The organism is Nonomuraea sp. NPDC050478 (genome assembly GCF_044458265.1).
GTDB classification, from domain to species: Bacteria; Actinomycetota; Actinomycetes; order Streptosporangiales; family Streptosporangiaceae; genus Nonomuraea; species Nonomuraea ferruginea.
The window spans coordinates 864,367-886,892 of sequence record NZ_JBITHT010000005.1; the positions used below are offsets into that span (position 1 = coordinate 864,367).

Here is a 22,526-nt window from a genome sequence, read left to right on the forward strand (position 1 = left end):
CAACCCCCGGGTCGGGTCAGGGGTCTCCCCGATGCGTGCCCCCTCGGGGGTGGGTCACGATGGTTCCATGACAGAAGCACCGCCCAGGGAACCGGCCGCGCCCCCGAGCGTGCTGCGCCGCAGCAGCGAGGGACGATTCCTCATGGGGGTGTGCGCCGGGCTCGGCAGGCACACCGGCATCGACCCCGTGGTGTTCCGCGTGGGGTTCGTGATCCTGCTGTTCGGGTCCGGTATCGGGCTGTTTCTGTACATCGCGGCTTTTCTGCTGATGAAGGAGCCCAGTGGGCGGCCGGGGCTCATCGAGCAGTGGACCCACCGCGACTTCGACGCCGACACGGTGATGGCGTTGCTGACGGCGGTGCTGGCGCTCGGGCTGGGCATCAACCTGTCGACCGTGTGGCTGGACACCGGGACGCTGGTGGCGGGGCTGTTCCTGGCCGTCGCGCTGCTGGCGGCGCACGCGCACGGGGTCGACCTGCTGGGGCTGGTGCGCTCGATGCCCGAACGCCTCAACCGGCGGCCCCGGGCGATGGACCTGGACGGGTACCAGGAGACCCCCCGCGTGCCTCCGTACGCGCAGGCGACTCCTCCGATGGGTCACCGGCCCCCGGGGTCCCGCGCCGGAGGCCCCCCGGACCAGCCCCGCCGTACGGACGAGAACGGTACGCGGGAAGAGACCTCCCACCCGGCGGCTGACGCGGCGCCCGAGCCCGGCAAGGGCCCTCGTGCCGTGCCGCTCACCGGCGCCGGACCCGCCGCGGTCCACGCCAGCGTCTCGCCGAAGACGTCCGCAGACGCCGACCGGACGGAACGGAGCCAGGACGAGGCGACCGCCACCTCCCCCGGCACGGCGGCAACGCCCGACGGCCGGCCCGAAACGGTACGGGACCAGGCGGCACCGCCCACGAGCATCTCACCCGACGCAACAGAGTCGCCCGCGCAGGACGGCCGACCCGAAGCGGGGCGGGACCAGGCGGCGTCACCCACGAGCATCTCACCCGACGCAACAGAGTCGCCCGCGCAGGACGGCCGACCCGAAGCGGGGCGGGACCAGGCGGCGTCACCCACGAGCATTTCACCCGACGCGGCGGGGTGGCCCGAAACGGGGCGGGACGAGGCGACCGCGCCGCCCGCCGCAGCCGCACACGCCGCTGCTTACGCCGACGCGGGGACGGACCCGGCCGCCGAGGGCGACCGGGCGCAGGAGGGCCGGGGCGATGAGACGGTGGCGCGGCCCGCCGTTGATCTGCCGCGGCAGGGTGCGCCGGGACAGGAGCCGGCGGGGGCCGGCTTCCGGGCGGAGGCCGGTACAGGCGAGAGGACCGATCAGCCCGGTACGAGGATCGGCGACCAGGCCGGGACCGGGACCGACGAAGGCACCGGGATCGGGTCCAGGTCCGGGACCGAGGAAGGGGCCGGGATCGGGTCCGGGGCCGGTTCCAGGGCCGAATCCGCGACCGGCGAAGGGGCCGAGGGGGATCGGGTTCGGTCGTATGGGGTGCAGGAGGAGTCGGTGTTCGCGGCGGGTGAGACGCGGGAGATGCCCGCGTATCGGCCGCTCGCCGGTCACCGGGAGACCCGGTACGGCTCGTACGGGGAGCCGTTCGCGCCGCACGGGCCGTACCAGCCGCTGGACCCGGCCAAGCGCGGCGGAGGTTACTCGCCGTACGACCCCGCGCTGTACGGGGTGCCGCTGCCGAAGCGGCAGAAACGGCCGAAGTCGTTCATCGGCGCCATCACCATCCTGCTGGCAACCATCATTGGAGGGATCCTCGTGGCCGTGCAGGCGGCATCGCCTTCGGGCGTGCAGCCCACGATCGTCGGCGGCGCGGTGCTCGTCACCATCGGGGCCGGGCTGCTGATCGCCGCCTGGTGGGGCAAGGGCGCCGGGCTGGTGGCCGCGGGCACCACGGTGGCGCTGCTGATCGGCGTCGGGCTGATGTTCGGCGGGCTCCCGGCGAAGGTGGGGTCGGCCGTGTGGCAGCCCCTCACGGTGGAGGAGACGCGCCAGGTGTTCGACGTGGGCGTGGGAGACGGCGAACTGGACCTGTCGAAGCTCGCGCTGAAGCCGGGGTCGACGGTCGAGGTGCGGGCCGCGGTCTCGGTGGGGACGCTGGACGTGGTGGTGCCGCCCGACGCGCGGGTGGAGGTGCACGCGACCAACAAGGTCGGCGACATCCAGGTCGACCAGTCGCTCCGGGGCGGCCTGGAGGTCCGGCTGGACAGGGTGATGGAGCCTGAGGTCGCGCCCGAGGGCGAGCCGGCCACGATCGTGCTGCACATCCGGGGCGGCGTCGGAGACCTGGAGGTGCGGCGTGCCGCGTGACGTCGACCGGCCGCGGCGCCTGCACAGGACCGACTGGATGGCGCTGCTGAGCGGGACCCTGTTCGTCGTGCTGGGCATCCTGATCATGACGCGGTCGATCACGGATCCGCTGGTCCTGTTGCCTGTGCTGGTGACGGGCCTGGGCTTCGCGGGGCTGGTGGCGATCCTGGCGAGGGTTATTCGTGGTAAGTAACCCTTGACTACCGAGACAAATACGGGCATACGTTGGCCTTGTCCGCCTTTCCCCTGCTCCTGTGAGGGAGGACGTATGCCCCGGATATCCGTCAAAGTGGACGGAATCGCCTACGAGGAGGACGTCGAACCGCGACTTCTTCTCGTTCACCTACTAAGAGAACGGCTGGGCAAGACCGGCACCCCCGCCGGCTGCGACACCAGCAACTGCGGCGCCTGCACCGTGATGCTCGACGGCAAGACCGTCAAGAGCTGCTCGGTGCTCGCGGTGCAGGCCGACGGCTCCGACATCGTCACCATCGAGGGCCTGGCCGCGAACGGGTCGCTGCACCCGATGCAGCGGGCCTTCCACGAGGAACACGCGCTGCAGTGCGGATTCTGCACGCCAGGCATGGTCATGGCCGCGATCGACCTGGTGAGAGACACTCCGGACCCGTCGGAGGAGGCCATCAGGGAAGGGCTCGAAGGCAACCTCTGCCGGTGCACCGGCTACTGCAACATCGTCAGAGCGGTGAAACGGGGCGCCCAGGAGATGGGTCAGGCGGTGAAGTCGTCATGACCGAGGTGGGCAAGGCGAGAAGGCGCAAGGAGGACGCCCGGCTGCTGACCGGGCGCACGCGGTGGACGGACAACCTGCAGCAGCCGGGGATGCTGCACGTGGCCTTCCTGCGCAGCCCGATGGCGCACGCGCGGATCACCGGGGTGGACGTGTCGGCGGCGCGCGAGCTGCCCGGCGTGGTCGCGGTGTTCGCCGGCCAGGACGTCGCCGGCGAGCAGGGCAGCCTGCCGTGCGCGTGGCCGGTGTCGGACGACATCGTCATCCCCGAGCACCCGCCGATGGCGGTGACGGAGGTGCGGTACACGGGCGAGATCGTGGCCTGCGTGGTCGCCACCGACCGGTTCAAGGCGGCCGACGCACTGGAGGCGATCGAGGTCGACTACGAGCCGCTGCCGCCGGTGATCGACCTGGAGGCGGCGCTCTCGCCGGACAGCCCGAAGGTGCACGAGACGGGCAACCAGGCGTTCTCCGTCAAGATCACCTCGGGTGACCTCGACGCGGCCTTCAGGGACGCCCCGGTGGTCATCGACCGGACGTACGTGCAGCAGCGCCTGATCGGCGCGGCCATGGAGCCCAGGGCGGTGCTGGTCTCCACCGACGGCGACACGTTCACGATGTGGACGTCCACGCAGATCCCGCACGTGCTGCGGGTGATGCTGGCCATGGTCACCGGCGTCCCCGAGCACCAGCTCCGCGTGATCGCGCCGGACGTCGGCGGCGGGTTCGGCACCAAGCTGCAGGTCACCGCCGAAGAGGTGCTCTGCTTGCTGCTCTGCCGGAAGCTGGGCAAGCCCGTCAAGTGGGCCGAGTCGCGCACCGAGGGCAACCTGGCCGTCCACCAGGGGCGCGGCCAGCTCCAGCACATCAGGCTCGCGGCCGACGCCGACGGCCGCATCCGCGGGCTCCAGGTCGACCTGCTCGCCGACATGGGCGCGTACCTGATGCTGGTCACCCCGGGCGTCCCGATGCTCGGCGCGACCATGTTCAACGGCATCTACAAGATGGACGCGTACGAGTTCGCCTGCAAGGGCGTGTTCACCACCAAGATGCCGACGGACGCCTACCGGGGCGCGGGCCGTCCCGAGGCCACGTTCGCGATCGAGCGGATCATGGACGAGCTCGCGGCGGAGCTGCGGCTCGACCCGATCGAGGTGCGGCGGCGCAACTGGATCAAGCACGAGGAGTTCCCGTACACCACGATCGCGGGCCTGACCTACGACTCCGGGAACTACGAGGCGGCGACCGACAAGGCGCTGCAGTTGTTCGGCTACGACAAGCTGCGCGCCGAACAGGCCGACCGGCGTGACCGTGGCGACCCGGTGCAGCTCGGCATCGGCGTCAGCACGTTCACCGAGATGTGCGGGCTGGCGCCGTCGCGGATGCTGGGCGAGGCGAACTACGGCGCGGGCGGCTGGGAGCACGCGTCGGTGCGGATGCTGCCGACCGGCAAGGTGGAGGTCGTCACCGGCACGTCGCCGCACGGGCAGGGCCACGTGACCTCGTGGAGCCAGATCGCGGCCGACGCGCTCGGCGTCCCGTTCGAGGACGTCACGGTGGTGCACGGCGACACCGCGATCTCGCACAAGGGCATGGACACCTACGGCTCGCGCTCGCTGGTGGTCGGCGGGGTCGCGGTGCTGCAGGCGTGCGAGAAGGTGCGCGAGAAGGCACGCAAGCTGGCCGCGCACCTCCTGGAGTGCTCGCCGGACGACCTCGACTTCGCCGACGGCGCGTTCAAGGTGAAGGGCACCGACTCCCAGACGACGATCCAGGAGCTGGCGCTGGCCGCGTTCGCCGCGCACAACCTGCCCGAGGGGGCGGAGGCCCGGCTGGACTCGGACGCCACGTTCGACCCGGTCAACTACTCCTTCCCGCACGGCACCCACCTGACGGCGGTGGAGGTGGACACGGAGACCGGACACGTCAAGATCCGCTCGTACGTCGCGGTCGACGACGTGGGGAAGGTGGTCAACCCGCTGATCGTCGAGGGCCAGGTGCACGGCGGCATCGCGCAGGGCATCGGGCAGGCCCTGTACGAGGAGGCCGTCTACGACGCGGAGGGCAACCTGCTCACCGCCACGCTGGCCGACTACCTGCTGCCGTCGGCGGCGGACCTGCCGGACTTCGTGACCGACAGGACCGAGACGCCGGCCACCAGCAACCCGCTGGGCGCCAAGGGCGTCGGCGAGGCGGGCACCATCGCCTCGACGCCCGCGGTGGTCAACGCCATCGTGGACGCGCTCCGGCCGCACGGCGTGCGGGACGTGCAGATGCCGTGCACGCCCGAGCGGGTGTGGCGCGCGCTGGAAGGAGGGCGGGCATGATCCCGGCATCGTTCGACTACGTGCGCCCCGGCTCGCTGGCGGAGGCCTGCCAGGAGCTGGCGGCGGACGAGGACGCCAAGGTGATCGCGGGCGGGCAGTCGCTGCTGCCGCTGCTGCGGCTGCGGCTGGCGTACCCGACGAAGCTGGTCGACGTGGCGCGGCTGCCGGAGCTGGCAGGCGTGCACGACCGCGGCGACCACGTGTTCATCGGCGCGATGACCACGCACGACGAGGTGATGCGCTCCGGCGTGGTGGCCGCGGGCGCCCCGCTGCTCGCGCTGGCGACCGCCATGGTGGCGGACCCGGCGGTGCGGCACCGGGGCACGTTCGGCGGGTCGCTGGCGCACGCCGACCCGGCGGGCGACCTGCCCGCGGTGGTGCTGGCGCTGGAGGGCGTGCTGGTGGCCCGTTCGGCGCAGGGCGAGCGGGAGATCCCGGCGGCCGACTTCTTCGTCGACTATCTGGAGTCGTCGCTGCGGCAGGGCGAGGTCCTGGTGGGCGTGAAGATCCCGAAACTGGGCGACGGCTGGGGCTTCCACTACGAGAAGTTCCACCGCACCGCTCAGGCGTGGGCGATCGTCGGCGTGGCGGCGGCCGTCAGGCGCTCCAACGGCTCGATCCAGGAGGCCAGGATCGGGCTGACCAACATGGGGACGACACCGGTGCGGGCACGGGCGGCCGAGACCGCGCTGGAGGGTCTGGAGCTGGGTGACGGGCTCCGGCAGGCGTGCGAGGAGGCGGCGGCGGACACCTCGCCGCCCGCCGATCTGCACGCGCAGCCGGACTACCGGCGGCATCTGGCCAGGGTGCTGACGCACCGGGCGGTCCGCACCGCGGCCGGAGCGCCCTGATCAGGCGGGGGCGCCCCTCTTCCGGGGCGCCCCCGCGGCACGTAGTCTCGCAGCAGCGGGAAGGAGCGAATCGATGGCGATGCGGTTCGAGCACGAGTTCACGGTCCCGGTCCCCATCGAGCAGGCCTGGGCGGTCCTGCTGGATGTCGAGCGAGTGGCCCCGTGCCTGCCGGGGGCGGCTCTCGACAGCGTCGAGGGTCAGCAGTTCACGGGCAGGATGAAGGTCAAGGTCGGACCGATCACCGTCACCTATCGGGGTTCGGCCGCGTTCGAGGACGTCGACAAGGACTCCCACACGCTCACCATCCAGGCCTCGGGCAAGGAGGCGCGCGGCTCCGGGACCGCCGCCGCGACGGTCAAGGCGCGGCTGACGCCGGTCGACGGCGCCACGTCCGTGACGGTCGAGACGTCGTTCAACGTGACCGGGCGGCCCGCCCAGTTCGGCCGCGGGGTGATGGCCGAGGTCGGGGCGAAGCTCATCGACCGGTTCGCGGCGAACCTCGCCGACCTGTTCGCCGAGCCCGCGCAGGAGCCGCAGCAGGAGGCCGTCGCCGAGGAACCGGCGGAGCGCCACCTGGCCGCCGTGCCGGCGCCCGGCGAGGACGCCCACCCGGCGGGCACCATGCGCACGTCCCGCACGCCCGACGAGGAGGCGCTCGACCTGCTCGACATCGCGGGCGCTCCGCTGCTCAAGCGGCTGGCGCCGGTGCTGGGCGGAGTCGCCGCGCTACTTGTCATTGTTTGGGTGATTCGTCGCCTTATTCGATGATTTTGGGCAAAAAACACTGCCATTCGGTCGTACCTCCTGAAGTGCCGGGAATGCCTACTCCCACGTCGTGACGCACGGGGGGTAGGCATGGCGGATTGCACGGTTGTCGTGATCACCTACAACGACGCCCCCCGGCTGCCCAGAGCGGTCCGCTCGGTGCTCGGCCAGACACTGCGCGACCTCGAAGTGATCATCTCCGACGACGCCAGCACCGACGACACCCCCGAGGTCGCGGCCGGGCTGGCGGCGTCCGACCCGCGCGTCCGCTACCTGCGCAGAGAGCGCAACAGCGGCGGCTGCGGCGCCCCGCGCAACGACGGCCTGGACGCCGCCGCGGCCCCGTACGTGATGTTCCTCGACAGCGACGACGAGCTGCCCCGGCACGCCTGCAAGAGCCTGCTGGCCGAGATCGAGCGGACCGGGGCCGACTTCGTGTCCGGCCAGATCTCCCGGCTGTACGAGTGGAACGGGCGGCTGCGCCCGTACTACCCGACGCTGTTCGCCCGGCGGCGCGTGGTCGAGGGCATCCGGGAGGACCCGGAGCTGTTCCTGGACTCGTTCAGCACCAACAAGCTGTACGACGTGCGCTTCCTGCGCGAGAGCGGGGTGCGCTTCCCCGAGGACATCCACTACGAGGACCACGTCTTCGCCACCGAGCTGTACGCGCACGCGCGGCGGTTCGCGATCGTGCCGTGGGTGGTCTACCACTGGCACCGGGCCCGCGGCGCCTCGTCCATCTCGCTGTCGATCGAGGAGATGGACAACGTCCGCCACCGCGTGACCGCCGCCAGGCTGAGCGACGAGGCGCTGCGCCGGCACGGGGCCGCCGATCTGGTGCCCGAGCGGCAGCACCGCTTCCTCCGGCAGGACCTGTGCGTCTACCTCAACCCGCTACCCTCCAGGGACCTGGTGTGGGTCAAGGAGTTCGCCGCCGTCGTCCGCCCGTACCTGGAGGGAATACCGGCCGAGGTGTACGAGCGGGTGGACCCGCTGGTCAAGGTGTGCTGCCGGCTCATCATGGACGACCGGGCCGAGGACCTGCGCGTCGCCGCCGGATGCCTGACCGGGCCGCGGGCCGTGCCGCGGGCCGCCGTGCAGCTCGGCGGGCGCACCTACTGGGGCACCACGGTCTCACCCGGCCTGGACATCACCCCGCTGCGCCTGGCCGAGCTGCCGTTCTCGGCGTCGCGGCTGCGGCACGAGGTCACCGAGATCGCCGGCGACGGCCGCCGGGTGCGGATGACCGTGCGCACGTACGATCCCTTCGGCGTGCTGCCGGTGGACTGGGAGGCGTTCCTGAAGCTCGGCGGGCGGCGGGTCCCGCTCCGGCCGCACCCGTCCGGCGACGGCGGCTACGTCACCGAGGTGACCTTCACCCCGGACGGCTCCTGCGAGCCGCGCATCGGCTTCACCCGGCTCGCCGACGGCCTCACCACCACCGACCGGCTCATCGTGGACCCGAAGATGACGCCGATCGAGCTGCCTGGAGCCACGGTCGGCTGCGACGGCCACGCCGCCTACCTGCGCGTGCGACGCTCCGCCCGGCGGCGGGCGCTGCCCGGACGGGTCAAGCGGGCGCTGATCAGGAGGATCAGCACCCCGGCGATGAAGCTGCGAGTGTACAAGCTGATGATCAAGGTGCTGCGGCCGCGCCGCGACCTCGCGCTCTTCGAGTCGGACGTCGGCAAGGGCTGCACCGGCAGCCCCAGGGCCCTGTACGAGGAGCTGCGCCGGCGCGGCCTGCCCGTCGAGGTGGTCTGGTCGGTGGCCAAGGGCCGCGGCGAGGCGCCGACCGGCGCGCGCGGGGTCCGGCGCGGCGGCTGGAAGTACGTCTGGACGCTGGCCAGGGCCGGCTACTGGGTGGACAGCCACGGCTTCCCGCTGGACTACCCCAAACCGCGCGGCACCCGCTACCTGCAGACCTGGCACGGGCAGGGCATCAAGTCCATCGGCTTCGACGCGCCCGACCTGCGCGGCGACTTCGACGGGCCGCGCGCGCGGTGGCGGGCCGCGGTCGCCCGCTGGGACGCGCTGATCTCGCCCAGCGCCGAGTTCTCCCGCCGGTTCGTCCCGTCCAACGGCTACACCGGCCCGGTCTACCGGCACGGCACGCCGCGCTGCGACGCGCTGGTCAGGGGCGAGTTCGCCGGCGACCCGCGCACGCGGCTGGAGCTGCCCGCCGGCAAGAAGGTCCTGCTGTACGCGCCCACGTACCGCGACCGGGCCAAGAGCAGCGGCCGCTCGGTCCGGGCGGACCTGGAGCTGATGGCCGAGGAGCTGGCCGGCGAGTGGGTGGTCATCCTGCGCACCCACCCCGTCGAGCGGTACCGGCCGCCCGAGCACCTGCTCCACTTCGTGCGACCGGCCGCGACGTACCCGGAGATCAACGACCTGATGCTGGTCTCGGACGCGCTGCTCACGGACTACTCGTCCGTGATGTGCGACTACACGATCACCGGCAAGCCGATGCTCTTCCTCATCGACGACTGGGACGAGTACCGGCTCACGGAACGGGGCGTCTACCACGACCTGCCGTCCATCGCGCCGGGACCGTGCGTGACCACCACGGAGGAACTCGTCGACCGGCTCCGCGACCTGCCCGCCGGTCACGCCGCCCACGCCGCGCGGTACGCGGCCTTCCGCGAGCTGTGGTGCGCCGACGAGCACGGCGACGCCGCCGCCAGAATCGTCACGGACTTCTTCGCCGCGAGCCCTTCCAAGGACGCGAGCCCGTCCGGGAACGCGGGCCCGTCCGGGAACGTCCGGCCCGTCACTTCCTCCGGGTACGCGAGTCCGTCCGGAAACGCCGGCACCCCCGCGGACGCGGCGAGCGCCGGGCCCGCGCCGGACGCGGATTCCGCGGGGAACGCGGCATGAACGTCGTCTTCGCGTGTCTGGACGCCGACACGCTCGGCGGCATCCAGCAGGTCACGCACACCCTCGCCCAGGGCCTGGCGAGACGCGGGCACGAGGTGCACGTGATCGGCCTGCACCGGGCCGCGTCGCCCTTCCCCTACGTCGAGCACCCGCGCTACCACCGGCACCTGGTCAGCAGCGCGCCGGTGGGGCAGGAGGGCGGGATCGCGCGCCGGCGGTCCCGCCGCAGGCTGCGGGAGCTGCTGAGCACGATGCGCCCCGGCTACGCGGTGCTCACCTCGCCGGGAGTGGTCACCAGGACGGCCGGGCTGATGCCGGAGCACCTGCGGGCGATCGGCCAATATCACGGCTCGTACGAGCACGCGAGCGGCTGCTGGCACCTGGGCTCGATCAAGAAGCACTACCCGGAGCTGGAGCAGGCGGTGTTCCTCAGCGAGGACGACGCGTGGCGCTTCTCGGAGCAGGCCCTGCTGCCCAACGCCTGGACGCTGCCGAACCCGCTGGCGCACTGGCCCCGCCGGGTGCCGGAGCTCTCGGCGCCGCGCGTGCTGGGGGTGGGACGGTTGGAGGGGGTCAAGCGGTTCGACCGGCTGATCACCGCCTTCGCCCGGTCGGGCGCGCCGCCGCCGTGGGAGCTGCACCTGATCGGCGACGGCGCGGAGCTGGACCGGTTGCGCGCGCACGCCGCCCGGGAGGGGGTGACGGACCGGGTGGTGTTCCGCGGGCGGGTGCCCGCCGGCGAGATGCCGGCCGAGTACCGCGCGGCTTCGCTCCTGGCGATGAGCAGCGAGCACGAGGGGCTGCCGATCGTGCTGCTGGAGTCCGCCGCGCACGGGGTGCCGGCGGTGGCGTTCGACGTGTCGGGCGGGGTCCGGTCGGCGCGGCCGGTGCTCGTGCCGCCCGGTGACGTGGACGCGCTGGCGGAGCGGCTGGACTCGCTCACCGGATCGGACCGCGAGCGACGCCGGCTGGGCGCCGCCGCCCGCGAGCGCGCCGAGGCCTTCCGCCTCGACCGCGTGCTGGACCGCTGGGAGTCCCTGTTCGCGCACCTGGAGCGCTGAACCACACAGGGCCCGCCGGCGGTGACCGGCGGGCCCTTCGTGACCGCGCGGCTCGACGGCCGCGCTGACGGCGCCGCGCCCCCGCGCCGGCGCCGTCGGTGATCAGTTGTGCTCGGCCAGCTCGGGCGACTCGTTGCGCTGCTGCGGGACGCCCGCCAGCACCCGCTGGCCGCTGGTGAGCAGGGCCGCCACGGGGCTGGGCTCGCGCATCCTGTTGATGCGGTCGCGGAAGCCCTTGCGCAGCCGGCTGGTACGCCGCCTGGCCATCGTCTTGTTGCAGGCCGCCACGTGCTCCTTGGCCGCGCTGGGCGCGCCGGACAGCTCGTAGCCGTTGGCTTCGAGGCGCTCGCCGAACACGTGCTCGCACAGCGAGATCTCCCAGGAGTCCAGCCGCTTGGCCCAGCTCCCCACCCTGCTGCGGGTGACCTCGCCGTGCGTGTTGCTGTGCCAGACCTTGTGCACCGGCACGGCCATGCTGGCCGCCTCGCGCGGCGAGACCATGGCGGGCGAGAAGTCCTCGTCCAGGAACACGCAGAGCTTCTTGAGCTCGGTCTCCGGATCGTCGGTGAGGTCCTCGTACCGCAGCTCGAAGTAGGTGTCCTCGGGCAGCGTCCGGCGCAGCCGCTCCCCCGCGTCCATCGCCTCGGCCCAGGTGGCGATCGCGTGGAAGGAGTCGGCCGTGTACCAGGGCATCTCCTTGAGCGAGGCGACGCAGTCGCGCCCGTCCCTGATCAGGTGGATGAACTGGGCGTCGGGGAAGAGCCTGAGCAGCAGGTCGGTGTGCTTGACGTAGCTGGGCCGCTTGTCGCCCCAGCGGGGCTTGTCGAAGCGGTCGGCGTACATGCGGAAGGCGGTCCCGATGACGGAGCCGAGCGAGCCCGGCCCTTCCACGGCCTCGCGGACGAAGTCGGCCTTGGCGATCTTCAGCTCGCGGAACTTGGTGCTGCGGTCGCCGGCGATCCACTCGGCCAGCGGGCGGCGGCGGGCGGCGTCCCGCAGGTCGCCGAAGACCCGGCGGCGGTAGTAGGCGGGAAGGACGAACTTCGTCTCCGGCGCCACCGCCAGCCGAGGGTGGGAGTGGAGCATGAGCTGGAGCATCGTGGTCCCGGAGCGCGGGCACCCGATGACGAACACCGGCCTGTCAGACATTTCGTACTAACCCCCGAAAACTTAGACGAGAACGTGCTCTCGGCTCTCCTGAGCGGCTCCATGCCTGCGGGCGAAGAGCCACATCCGGTAAACCAGGAAGACCTCGTTGGCGAGAAGCAGGAAACTGGCCGCCGCCGCCACCGGGATCAGCGCCACCACCCCGATCAGGGGCGCGATCACGAACACGGCCGCGTGGAACTCGATCCCGCTGATCAGGTGCGATCGCACCCGGTGGCGGGCCAGGAACGCGTTGAGCCGCTGCAGGAAGCCCGTCGGCACGGGCGCCTCGGCGTCCTCCTCACGCGGCGCCGGCACCAGGTCCGGCGGGGCCTCCTCGGCGTTCCGCTCCCCCCTGATGGCGGCGTGGACCCGCTTCATCTGCGGCGCGTTGACGTACCTGAACAGGTCGAGCACGGCCACGGCGGCGCCGAGCAGGATGTACGCGACCTCCCCCGTGCGCTCGTACTGCCCGTAGGCGAGCCCGGCGGCGCACAGCACCACCCGCACCCGGTCGCCGACGTAGTCGAGCCAGAGCCCGAAGGGCGTCCCCGTGCCCTTCAACCTGGCGATCTTGCCGTCGACACAGTCGATCATGAAGCTCAGGTAGAAGAGCAGCGCGCCGGCCGCCAGCTCGCCCGCCGCCAGGCACACGGCTGACGCCGCGCCGAGGACCAGCGAGAACACCGTGAGGTTGTTGGGCGTGATCTGGGTACGGTTGGCGACCACGAGCGCGACCCGGCAGGCGATCGGGTCCACGAAGTACACCGTCCACCAGGAGTCTCTCCGCTTGCGTGTCTCGTGGACGTCATCGAGCGAATAGGTCCTCATGGACCAACAGCATGACGACCTGCCGTGTTTGAATCTTTACTCTCTGCTACTACTAGAGGATGTCCATGCCTGTTCTTGACCATCTGCCGCCGCAGACGTCATCCGTACAACAAGCGCATGACCCGGCGAGCGGCCCGGCGGGGGCCGGAGAGCCCGCGTGACAGCCGGTAGCCGAGCGTCCTGCGGTAGGCGGAGGCGTTGTGGCGGCTGCGCCGCAGGCGCGAACGCGCCCTCGCCAGCGCGCGCTCGCGGTGCTTGAGCCGGCTCTCCAGCCGGGAGACCCTGGCCAGCGCGACGGCGAGCTGCTCGGCGAGCCGGTCCCTGGCGCGCAGCAGGTCGCGGTACGTCGGCGCCGGATCGTCCGGCCCGGCGGGCGGGCCCAGCTCGGCGTCGAGCCTGCGGGCCAGCTCCAGCTCGGCGCGGTCGCACGGCCTGCCCGCCATGCCGCACAGCGTGAGCGTGAGCTGGTCGCTCTCCAGCGGCCACGGCCACGGATGGTGGTGCCCGGCGGCCAGCAACCGCACCGCGAACCGCCACAGCATCCGGCAGAGCACCACGGCCGGCGGCGGCCCGGCACCCCCGGGCGGCGGGACGGGGCCGGGGGCGACCGGATGAAAGGACTCCCCGTCCCAGACCAGCGCGTCGGCCGTGGCGGTGACGTCGCCGCCGTCCTCCACCCACTGGGCGAGCGCGGTGAGCAGCACGCGGACGGCCCGGACGTCCTCGCGGGCGCAGGCCTCCACGAGCATCTCCTCCACGACCCGGCCCGCCGGCACCGGCCGCGCCTCGCCGCCGGGCAGCCGCAGGGCGATCATCGGACCCGTGCCGTCGCGTACCAGTTCGTGCACGGACGCCCCCTCCTCGACCAGGCCGAGCGGCAGGTCCGCGGACGAGGGCTCCCCCCGGGTGGCCACGGCCAGCCAGAGCGGGGCCAGCTCGTCCCCCAGCCGGTGGCGGAACACCAGCCGGGTCAGCCGCAGCGGATCGGCCGCCGGCATCCGCTCCGCCTCGCTCCCGCTCAGCGGGAAGGTGAGCGCCTCCGGCAGCTCCATGCCGAGCAGCTCGCGGGCGAGCACGGCCCGGGGCGCCCGGCCGTCGGGGTAGGCCGCGTAGCAGCGTTCGGCGCGGAGCCCCGCCGACGCCAGCGCGGCGTCGAGGGTGACCGGCCCGCTCGGGTAGGTGGGGTCGCAGCCGTGCGGCTCCCACTGGCCGTCGCGGTCCGGCGGGCGCGCGTCGAGCAGCCGGTCCACCCCGAGGTCGTTGCGCACCCCGAGCACCAGCCGCCCGCCCGGGGCGGCGAGCCCGGCCAGCGCGGCCAGCGACCGTCGCCACGGCACGGCCGGCGCCTCGGCCGAGTGCGTGCGGGCCAGCCCGTCCAGCGCCAGCACCAGGTCGTACGGCTCGTCGGGGTCGAGCAGATCCAGGCGTCCGCAGTGGACGTCGATGCCCGGATGCCGCTCGCCCAGCGCGCACGCGTCGGGGAACGAACGCAGCACCGCCGCCACCGATACGGCCCGCCCGGCCACCCGGTCGACCAGCTCCATCGGGTGCGGGCCGACCAGCAGGACCCGCGCGGCGGCGGGCAGCAACCGGTCCAGGAGCTCCAGCGCGGCGGCCCGCCAGCAGGTGACCTCACCCGTGTCCGACCACAGCAGCATCGCGCCGCCGATCAGCCGGACGTTGCCCGGCGCCTCGCCCGGGCCCGCTCTCAGCTCGACGCCTTCGGCGCCGTCGATCACGCGCATCGGACCCGCTTCCGGCCGGGAACGCGGGAGTGACCGTACCAGTGGTTGGAATCGTGCATGGTGTCCCTCCGTGCGGTTGGCGCGCCCCGTCGAACCTTCGCAGTCGCCGATCAGCGCCACGCGTCCTTATACGCTTCCCTTACTCGCCCAGGGGACGCGGTTTCAGTTGACGCCCGACTCAACTACACTTTGTTGCGTTCTCAACACGGAGAGTGCATGCACGTGGTGGGTGTCAGCGGCCGGGCGGTGACGTGATGCTCGACGTCAGGTTCCCCGCCGGTCCGCCCGTCACCGTCGACCACCTGCTCGACGAGGTCATGGCCGGGAGCCGCCTGTCCGTGGGCGACGACCGCATCCTCGACTTCCTGGTCGCGTTCGGCCGGCTGCTGCTGCGCCCGGCGCTCGCGCGCCGCCATCCCGAGCTCGGCACGCTCGGCTCCTTCCTGCGTCCCGGCGAGCTGCTGCGCACGATCGACGCGCTGCGCGGTGATCATGTACGGATGCCGCGCGGCCTGGCGTTCCACGTCCCGCCCGCCGACGTCGACACCGTGTTCGTCTACTCGTGGGCGCTGTCGGCGCTGACCGGCAACCGCAACGTCGTGCGGCTGTCCCCGCGCGCGGGTCCCATGGCCGCCACGATCGTCGACGCGCTGCAGGAGGCGCTCGACGACGCCGACCCGGTGGTGGCCGCCACCCAGCGGATCATCTGCTACGACCGCTCCCCCACCATCACGGCCGCCCTCTCCTCGGCCTGCGACCTGCGCGTCATCTGGGGCGGCGACCGCGCGGCGCACGAGATCCGCCGGCATCCGCTGGCCCCGCACGCGCGGGAGCTGACGTTCCCCGACCGGTCGTCGTTCGCGGTGGTGCGGGCCTCGGCGTGGCTGGGCGCGCCGCGCGCCGCGCGGGCGGCGGTGGCGGAGGGGTTCGTGAACGACTCCTACTGGTTCGACCAGGCGGCCTGCTCCTCGCCGCGCACGGCGTTCTGGGTCGGGTCGCGCGCCGACTGCGACGCGGCCCGCGCCGCCTTCGCCGCCTGCCTGTCGCTCGCGGTCGAGCGGCGCGGGTGGGCGGTCGACGCGGCCATGGCGGTGCAGCGGCGGGTGGCCGCCTACGAACGGGCGGCCGACCTCCACGACGACGCCCTCGCGCTCGCCACCGCGATCACCGCGCCCCGGCGCTGGCTCGGCGCCGGCACGTTCGCGCACGCCAGGCTCGGCTCCCTGGCCGAGCTGATCCCCCTGGTGGGACGGCGCGACCAGACGATGACCCACTTCGGCTTCTCCCGCGAGGAGCTGATGGAGCTGGCCCACGCCCTGGCGGGGCGGGGCGTCGACCGCATGGTGCCGTTCGGCGACGCGCTCAGCTTCCACCGGGTGTGGGACGGCATGGACGTCGCGAGCGAGTTCACCCGTCTGGTGACGGTGTTCGCCTGACACGGTGCGATAACGAAAAACGGTCCAAGAGTCCGCGACCTGCGCCTTCTCCCGAGCATGATCGAACACGTGGAGGCACGGGCCGTAGGGTGTTGGCTGTGCTGATTCATGGCTTGCTCGCCGGGTCGCTGGCGCTGAGCGGCACCCCCGCCACCACCGCCCAGGCGAAGATCGACTGTGCCGAGGTCAAGTGTCTGGCGCTGACCTTCGACGACGGCCCGGGCAAGAGCACGGCGAAGCTCCTGCGCATCCTCAAGAAGGAACGCGCCAAGGCCACGTTCTTCCTGACGGGCAAGTACGTCGACCAGCGCCCCGCGCTGGCGAAGCGGACGCTCGCCGAAGGACACGCGATCGGCAACCACACCTACTCCCACTTCTCCCTGACGCCCCGGCTCGACGACGAGATCTTCGACGACATCAAGGCCGGCCAGCAGGCCATCAAGAAGGCCACGGGCCTGACGGCGACCATGTTCCGGCCGCCGTTCGGCCACACCGACGAGCGCGTGCTGCGCATCGCCGACGAGCTGGACCTCGCCGAGGTGAAGTGGACCGGCACGACCCACGACTGGGCGCTGAAGGACAAGAAGAAGATCAAGGCCAAGGTGCTCAGCCTGGCCAAGCGCGACGGCATCATCCTGATGCACGACACGGTGCCGCAGACCGTCCAGGCCATGCCGGAGGTCATCAGGGAGCTGAAGAAGCGGGGCTACCACCTGGTCACCGTGCCGCAGCTCTACAGCGGCAAGCTGCGGTCGGGCGTCAGCTACCCGTAGGCCGTCTTCTCCACCTCCAGAAAGACGATCTGCCCCAGGTTGTCGGTGAAGACGCGGAGCTTTTCGACGTCCTTGTCCGGCAAGGTCTCGGCGAGCTTGAGCATCTGCGTCTCGGTTCGATACAGCAACCACCAATCCATGTACGCCTCCATGTAGGCGGCGCTGGTGCAGGTGGGCATCACGTTGGCGATCAGGAAGCGCCCACCGGGACCGAGCATGCGCAAGAGGCGCTCGCAGAGCCGTTGCGCCACCGGTTCGGCGAGGTAGTCATACAGACCGGTCGCGTAGACCAGGTCGAAGCCGGTCAGAACCACGTCGCCTCTGAGGATCTCCCGAACCGAGGCCGCCAGCGGGACGACTCCCCATGGCGCCAGTTCGCGTGAGACGACGGCCAGACTCTCCTTGTCCTGGTCCACGGCGAGGAACCGGCCCAGGCTCCCCTGCCGGAGGGCGGGGCAGTATCTGGCTTCGCGCAGATGCCCGCAGGCCAGGGAGAGCACCGACGGCGCTGAGTCGCCGGCCGCACACCGGTTCAGGGTGTCGATGATCACGCGTCGGCGAGACCGGGCAGCCCGTGCTCCCTGCGAAAAGGTGGAGGTGTAATGGCAGATCTGCTTGCCCAGCAGGGAGCCGGTTTCCCATTCCGGCGGCGTCGACGAGTCCTCAGCCGCATACATGAAGTCGAGCAGCACCGCATCCCCCGCATAGCCACGTGGTTTGCTGAACGCGCGGAAGGTGAACAGATCTTGATGGAGAAGATGTACGAGGGGATGGCGGCGGCAGGCGTCGACCACCACTTCTTTCCAGAAGTCAGCAGCCACTTGCCCACGTATCGCGAACAGTTCGAGAAAGAGCACCTCCATCGTCTCTACGGCGGCTCCATGCGCCTGAAGTGTTGCCGCGGTCTGGTCGAGCACCGTCTCCAGATGGGCGAGAGATCGGCTTTCTGATGCGCCTGGATGAACCGGGCGTACCCGGAAGGCCCGTGAAAGGTGGCGCCGAGCGGAATATTGACGACCTCGCAGTCATCCGTGAGCACGGCGAGAGATTTCTCCAGCCAGTCCGGGTCGGACCGGTGAACGCCATAGAGGTCCAGCAGTATGCGATTCAGAGTCGTCGCGTCCGCCATCACCTTCCGCCATCCGCACTTGTACCTGGGGAAGCCGGTGTGCGTCCCATCACCGTCTCCCGCGGTTATGCGTGCGAAACCATTGAAGTCCTCGGTCCCGCAGACATCCAGGAATTCCACTCGGCCGCACCGGAATTCAGCGCGATCTTGGGCTCGCCGGAGTAAAGCGGAACGACCCGAGGGACCCAGGCCGCAGCGACAGAGTTCGTGGCCGACCTACCCCGTTGAGCACGACGAGTGCCCTGAGCGCGCGCCCGGGGCCGGGCATTCCGGCTCGTCGAAGGCCTGTGACCTCTCTGTTTCGCCCCCGGCTTCGGCCGTGAACGTGCTGTTCCCCCACACCCGGCTCCTGCGGCCCCGCTGGATGCGGAGCCCGCAGGAGCGTCGGTTCACCCGGCTAGCGGAGGGTGAAGGCGCGCAGGGTGGTCTGGGTGACGCGGTTGCCCGCGGCGTCCCAGCCTTCGGCCCGCAGGCTCACCGCGCCCTTGGTGGCGGACAGGCGGGGATACTTGGCCGAGACGGTGTAGGCGCCGCCGCGGCCCCGGCGGACGTCGGCCGGAGCCCAGGTCGCGCCGTCGTCAGTGCTGGTCCACAGCTTGAGACCGGCTACGGCGGGCGTGCGGGCGGTCGTCGGCGAGTGGTAGACGTCGGCGTCGAAGGTGTGCCGCCTTCCCGCCGGCACGCTGTTGTCCAGCCCGATGCTGTCGCTCAGGTCGTAGGCGACGAACACGACCGCCTCCGGCCGGCACGGGTCCATGACGCCGGCCAGCGCGCCCAGGCAGTCGTAGCCGGGCAGCTTGGCCTCCTCGGTGACCGTCCGGGAGCGGAAGGTCCACTCCGCCGTCGTCCTGGCCTCGGCGTCGTCGAGGGTCAAGCGGTAGTCGCCCGCCTCCTTGGGGAGGTTGAACGCGGGCAGCTGAGCGGCGATGCCGAGCGGGATCTCCGTGCCGCCCTTGTAGAGGCGCATGCCACCGATCACGGGCTGTCCGAGCTGGCCCTGCGCCCCGGTACGGGTGTAGAGAGGCCACAGGGCGTCCCCCTGCCGGCAGACCGAGCAGATCCCGACGCTCTGCCCGCTGCCGGCGGGGTCGATCGTCCGGTAGACGTCGTCCGGCACGACGGACGCGCTCGGGGTGAAGGGGCCGGCGTTCCAGTGGTGGGTGAGGCGGGCCGGCCTGCGGAAGACGTGCATGGCGCGGAGCAGGGACCACTGCTCGCTGCTCGTCTGGCGTACGACGACCGCCTCGGGGTCGATGGGGCCGACGTACTCGACGCGCGTGCCCGGGGCGGCGATCTGCGGAAGCACGGCCGGGATGGGCACGACGTCCGACTTCGCCACCGGCCACGACTCGCTCTGGTAAGCCGTGGGCGTCTCGGAGTGGTAGCGGGCGTCGATGGTCGCGAACTGCCGGCCGGTGAGCTCGTACGACAGCTTGGCGGGCACCCGGCCCCGCTCGGTGTGGTGCAGCCCGTAGGCGTAGGGCGAATGCGGCCTGCCGTGCACGTCGATGCTGACCGCGCCCTTGGCGAGCCGCTCCCGCAACGCGCGGGCCTCGGTGGGAGACACCGACACGTAGGGGATGCCGATCTCCGTCACGCCGTCATCAGGCTGGATCCACACCGGCTGGGGGATGAACGGCCCCAGGCCGCAGGAGTAGAGAGGCCCCGACGGCCACATCAGGATGCCGGCCGCCCCCGCGTCGCGGATGGCGTGGAAACGCTCCGGACGCCCGCCGCAGTTGCCTTCGTCGTCGAGCAGCGCCAGCTTGCCGCGCAGGTCGAGCCCCGCCAGCTTCTCCGGAGTGCCGATCCCGACGTCGACCAGCTTCGCGGTCAGTTTCCCTGTGAAGGGGACGTGCTCCACCCCGTAGTTCCTGACGATGTCGCCCACGTGGGGGAAGACCTCGGGGTGCAGGGCGAACCCGTCACGTCCGCGCACCTTCATGGTCACCTCGGGAGCCGCCTGCCCCACGCTGGTGGTCAGCGAGACCTTGCCCTTGGTGGTCTTCTTCGTGGGCGTCGCCCAGTGACGGACGAACGGGGCGGAGCTCGTCCCGTGGTACCAGACGCTGCCGTCCGCCAGCGTCTCCTGGACGTAGGTGTACCGCTGGGATTCCGGTGACGGGACGGACGGTTCCGGCGTGCCGAAGCGGATCTCGCGGGCGTCACGCGCGTCGAGGGTGATCTCGGCGTCCCCGGAGACCTCGAACTCCGGCGCCAGCAGCCAGGCGCTGTGCGTCAGGTACGTGGACGGGTCGACCCAGGCCAACGCCCCGGTGACGCTGTAGACGCTACGCGGCACCATGGCCGTGAAGACGCCGGGCGACTCCGCCCGGAGGCGGCGGCCGAGCGAGCCGCGGCCGCCCGTGACGTCCAGCATGCCGAGAACCGCCGGAGCCGCCGGTGCGCCCTCACGGTCGAGGACTCGGATGGTGAGTTGGACCTTCGGCGGCTCGCGGAGCAGGCCGACGGGGATGGTCAGCCGGGTGCCGCCGCCGTCGGTCGCGGTGACCGCACCCGTGTAGGCGCCCTCGGCGAGATCGGCCGCGTTCATCGTGACGGTGGCCGTGGCCGTCTGGCCGGCCGGGATCGTCAGCGTCGCGTCCACCGCCAGGATGCCCTCCGGGACCGCCTCACCGGCGGTGTTCGCCAGGTCGGGGGTCAAGGTGAGGGTCACCGGCTGATCCGACGCGTTGACGTACGAGATCTCCTTGCTGATCGGCGCGGTGCCCGCCTCGACGTGGCCGTAGTCGAGGTTGGGAGTGGTGGCGTGGACCCGCTGGGTGATCGCGGTGGCGAGGTCCAGCCGTCCGGATCCCAGCTCGTAGACGGTCCCGCCCACGTCCTCGGCGGTGCTCATCAGCGCGGTCTTGAGCTGGCCCGCCTCCCAGTCCGGGTGCCGCTGGGCGAGGACCGCCGCCGCACCCGCGACGTGCGGCGTGGCCATCGAGGTGCCGGACGCGGAGGTGTACGAGTCGCCGGTGGGTGTGCCCATGCTGGTCCCCGCAGCGCGGGCCGCGACGATGTCCGCGCCGGGGGCCGCGATGTCCGGCTTGAGCGCGCCGTCGGACCGCGGGCCGCGGCTGGAGAACGGGGCCAGTTTGTCGTCTCTGTCGGTGGCCGCGACGGTGAGCGCGGACCGGGCCACGCCCGGCGTGCCGACGCTCTCGGCCTCGCCGGAGTTGCCCGCGGCGACGACGAACAGCGTGCCGGTGCCGGCCGTGAGGGTGTCGAGCGCTTGGCTGATCGGGTCGGTGCCGTCGGTCGGATCGCCGCCCAGGCTCATGTTCACGACGTCGGCCCCGCTGGACGCGGCCCACTCCATGCCCTCGATGACGCCGCTCCACTCGCCGCTGCCGCCGTCGTCGAGCACCTTCCCGACGACCAGTTCCACGCCGGGCGCGACGCCCTTGTGCTTGCCGCCGGAGGCCGCCCCGGTGCCGGTGATGATGGAGGCGACATGGGTGCCGTGGCCGTGGCCGTCCTTCGCGGTCTCGGCTCCGGGGACGAACGACCGGGCCTCGGTGACCTTGCCGGCGAGGTCCGGGTGCGTGTCGTCGATCCCGGTGTCCAGGACGGCGACCTTGACGCCGGTGCCGTCGAAACCGGCGGCCCATGCCTGCGGCGCCCCGATCAGCGGCACACTCCAGTCGAGGTCGGCCTCGACCTTGCGGTCGAGCCACACCTTGGAGAGGCCCGCACTGAGGGTGCTCGCGGCCCGTCCCTCGGGCGTACGGTCCAGCACGGCGGTCCAGAACGCGGCGGTACGGTCATGCGGCACGGCCAAGGCTGCGCCGTTGATGCTGTCGAGCGTGGCCGTCGGCGCGCTGGCCGGGAGCGCGTCGGCCGCGGCCCGGCGGTTCTCGGCGGCCTCGGGGTACTGCACGATCACCGGGGTGGAGGTGTCGTCCGCGTAGCCGTGCTCGGCCAGGTACTTCACGTCGAACAACGCGCGGTCGACGCGACCCGACTCGATCGCGGGCAGCACGTCGTCGGGGTAGACGTAGAAGGCGTCGGGCCCGCCCTGGCCGTGGAAGGAGGGCATGGCGCCGCCGGGCCTGGGCGCGGCCTCCGTCTGGAAGCGGTAGCGTCCGCCGCCCTCGTCGGTGAACGTGACCTTGTCACCGGTGATGAGGGTGATCTCGTGCTCGCCCGGCTCGACGCCGTCGAGGGTGACCGGCGCGGCCGGCTCCTTCTGCGCCTTCTCGGCTGCGGCCGGCGGCACGTGCACAGCCGTCGTGGCCATGGCGAGCGCCGCGAGGGCCGCGACCGGCCATCGTCGGCGCACGCCTATGGAAATCTTCATGGGGGTTCTCCTGGGGGGTGTCAGAGCGGTTCGTACTCTTCGCCGGCTTCTTCGCCGGTCTCGTCTTCGGGCGGCGCGTCCTCATCGTCCGGAGAGTCATCCCGAAGGTCGCTCGGAGAGGACTTCACGCTGTGAGCTTCGGTGAGTCCACAACCCTTGTCATGGGTTGGATGACCTAATAAATGACGGAAGAGGCAGGTC

15 protein-coding genes are annotated in these 22,526 nt (G+C 71.8%); 10 read left to right on the forward strand and 5 right to left on the reverse strand.

Going from position 1 to position 22,526, the window contains the following annotated elements; genetic code table 11:
- The first annotated feature begins 67 nt into the window (after positions 1–67).
- From ACIBF7_RS28860 to ACIBF7_RS28895, 8 genes are all read left to right on the forward strand, one after another.
- The gene (locus tag ACIBF7_RS28860; RefSeq protein ID WP_397198565.1) at positions 68–2,326 is read left to right on the forward strand and encodes a PspC domain-containing protein; all 2,259 of its coding nucleotides are present in this window, start codon (positions 68–70) and stop codon (positions 2,324–2,326) included.
- Positions 2,316–2,519, forward strand: coding sequence for a hypothetical protein (locus tag ACIBF7_RS28865; RefSeq protein ID WP_148036881.1), 204 nt, complete (start codon positions 2,316–2,318; stop codon positions 2,517–2,519). The genes ACIBF7_RS28860 and ACIBF7_RS28865 overlap by 11 nt, the downstream gene beginning before the upstream one ends.
- Before the next feature lie 75 nt (positions 2,520–2,594).
- Entirely contained in the window at positions 2,595–3,077 is a 483-nt protein-coding gene (locus ACIBF7_RS28870; protein WP_148036880.1) for a (2Fe-2S)-binding protein, read from the forward strand.
- Positions 3,074–5,401, forward strand: a complete 2,328-nt coding sequence (locus ACIBF7_RS28875; protein WP_397198566.1) for a xanthine dehydrogenase family protein molybdopterin-binding subunit — start codon at positions 3,074–3,076, stop codon at positions 5,399–5,401. The genes ACIBF7_RS28870 and ACIBF7_RS28875 overlap by 4 nt, the downstream gene beginning before the upstream one ends.
- Entirely contained in the window at positions 5,398–6,252 is an 855-nt protein-coding gene (locus ACIBF7_RS28880) for a xanthine dehydrogenase family protein subunit M (RefSeq protein WP_148036878.1), read from the forward strand. Before ACIBF7_RS28875 ends, ACIBF7_RS28880 begins: the two co-directional genes overlap by 4 nt.
- A 73-nt stretch (positions 6,253–6,325) precedes the next feature.
- A complete protein-coding gene (locus ACIBF7_RS28885) occupies positions 6,326–7,021 on the forward strand; it encodes an SRPBCC family protein (protein WP_219545161.1) in 696 nt (231 codons plus the stop codon).
- A gap of 87 nt (positions 7,022–7,108) precedes the next feature.
- Positions 7,109–9,898 carry a CDP-glycerol glycerophosphotransferase family protein gene (locus ACIBF7_RS28890; protein ID WP_397198567.1) on the forward strand — a complete coding sequence of 930 codons (2,790 nt, stop codon included), beginning with the start codon at positions 7,109–7,111 and terminating at the stop codon, positions 9,896–9,898.
- Positions 9,895–10,959, forward strand: coding sequence for a glycosyltransferase (locus ACIBF7_RS28895; protein ID WP_397198568.1), 1,065 nt, complete (start codon positions 9,895–9,897; stop codon positions 10,957–10,959). The genes ACIBF7_RS28890 and ACIBF7_RS28895 overlap by 4 nt, the downstream gene beginning before the upstream one ends.
- A gap of 102 nt (positions 10,960–11,061) precedes the next feature.
- On the opposite strand, the gene ACIBF7_RS28900 is transcribed toward ACIBF7_RS28895, so the two are convergent.
- The 3 genes from ACIBF7_RS28900 to ACIBF7_RS28910 all read right to left on the reverse strand — a co-directional run bounded on the left by ACIBF7_RS28900 (position 11,062) and on the right by ACIBF7_RS28910 (position 14,681).
- Positions 11,062–12,108: a sulfotransferase gene (locus tag ACIBF7_RS28900; RefSeq protein ID WP_219545158.1), complete on the reverse strand. Its 1,047-nt coding sequence runs from the start codon at positions 12,106–12,108 to the stop codon at positions 11,062–11,064.
- Between the two features lie 21 nt (positions 12,109–12,129).
- The gene (locus ACIBF7_RS28905) at positions 12,130–12,936 is read right to left on the reverse strand and encodes a CDP-alcohol phosphatidyltransferase family protein (RefSeq protein ID WP_187281624.1); all 807 of its coding nucleotides are present in this window, start codon (positions 12,934–12,936) and stop codon (positions 12,130–12,132) included.
- A 98-nt stretch (positions 12,937–13,034) separates the two neighbouring features.
- A complete protein-coding gene (locus tag ACIBF7_RS28910) occupies positions 13,035–14,681 on the reverse strand; it encodes a hypothetical protein (protein WP_148036874.1) in 1,647 nt (548 codons plus the stop codon).
- Positions 14,682–14,935: 254 nt separating this feature from the next.
- Between ACIBF7_RS28910 and ACIBF7_RS28915 the strand changes: the two genes are divergently transcribed.
- Both ACIBF7_RS28915 and ACIBF7_RS28920 read left to right on the forward strand, forming a co-directional pair.
- A complete protein-coding gene (locus ACIBF7_RS28915) occupies positions 14,936–16,117 on the forward strand; it encodes an acyl-CoA reductase (protein ID WP_397198569.1) in 1,182 nt (393 codons plus the stop codon).
- 98 nt (positions 16,118–16,215) lie between these two features.
- The gene (locus ACIBF7_RS28920; protein WP_219545155.1) at positions 16,216–16,890 is read left to right on the forward strand and encodes a polysaccharide deacetylase family protein; all 675 of its coding nucleotides are present in this window, start codon (positions 16,216–16,218) and stop codon (positions 16,888–16,890) included.
- Here ACIBF7_RS28920 and ACIBF7_RS28925 read toward each other — a convergent pair.
- Both ACIBF7_RS28925 and ACIBF7_RS28930 read right to left on the reverse strand, forming a co-directional pair.
- Entirely contained in the window at positions 16,881–17,807 is a 927-nt protein-coding gene (locus ACIBF7_RS28925; RefSeq protein ID WP_397198570.1) for a hypothetical protein, read from the reverse strand. The genes ACIBF7_RS28920 and ACIBF7_RS28925 overlap by 10 nt on opposite strands.
- A 609-nt stretch (positions 17,808–18,416) precedes the next feature.
- Positions 18,417–22,325, reverse strand: a complete 3,909-nt coding sequence (locus ACIBF7_RS28930) for a S8 family peptidase (protein ID WP_397198571.1) — start codon at positions 22,323–22,325, stop codon at positions 18,417–18,419.
- Positions 22,326–22,526 lie beyond the last annotated feature (201 nt).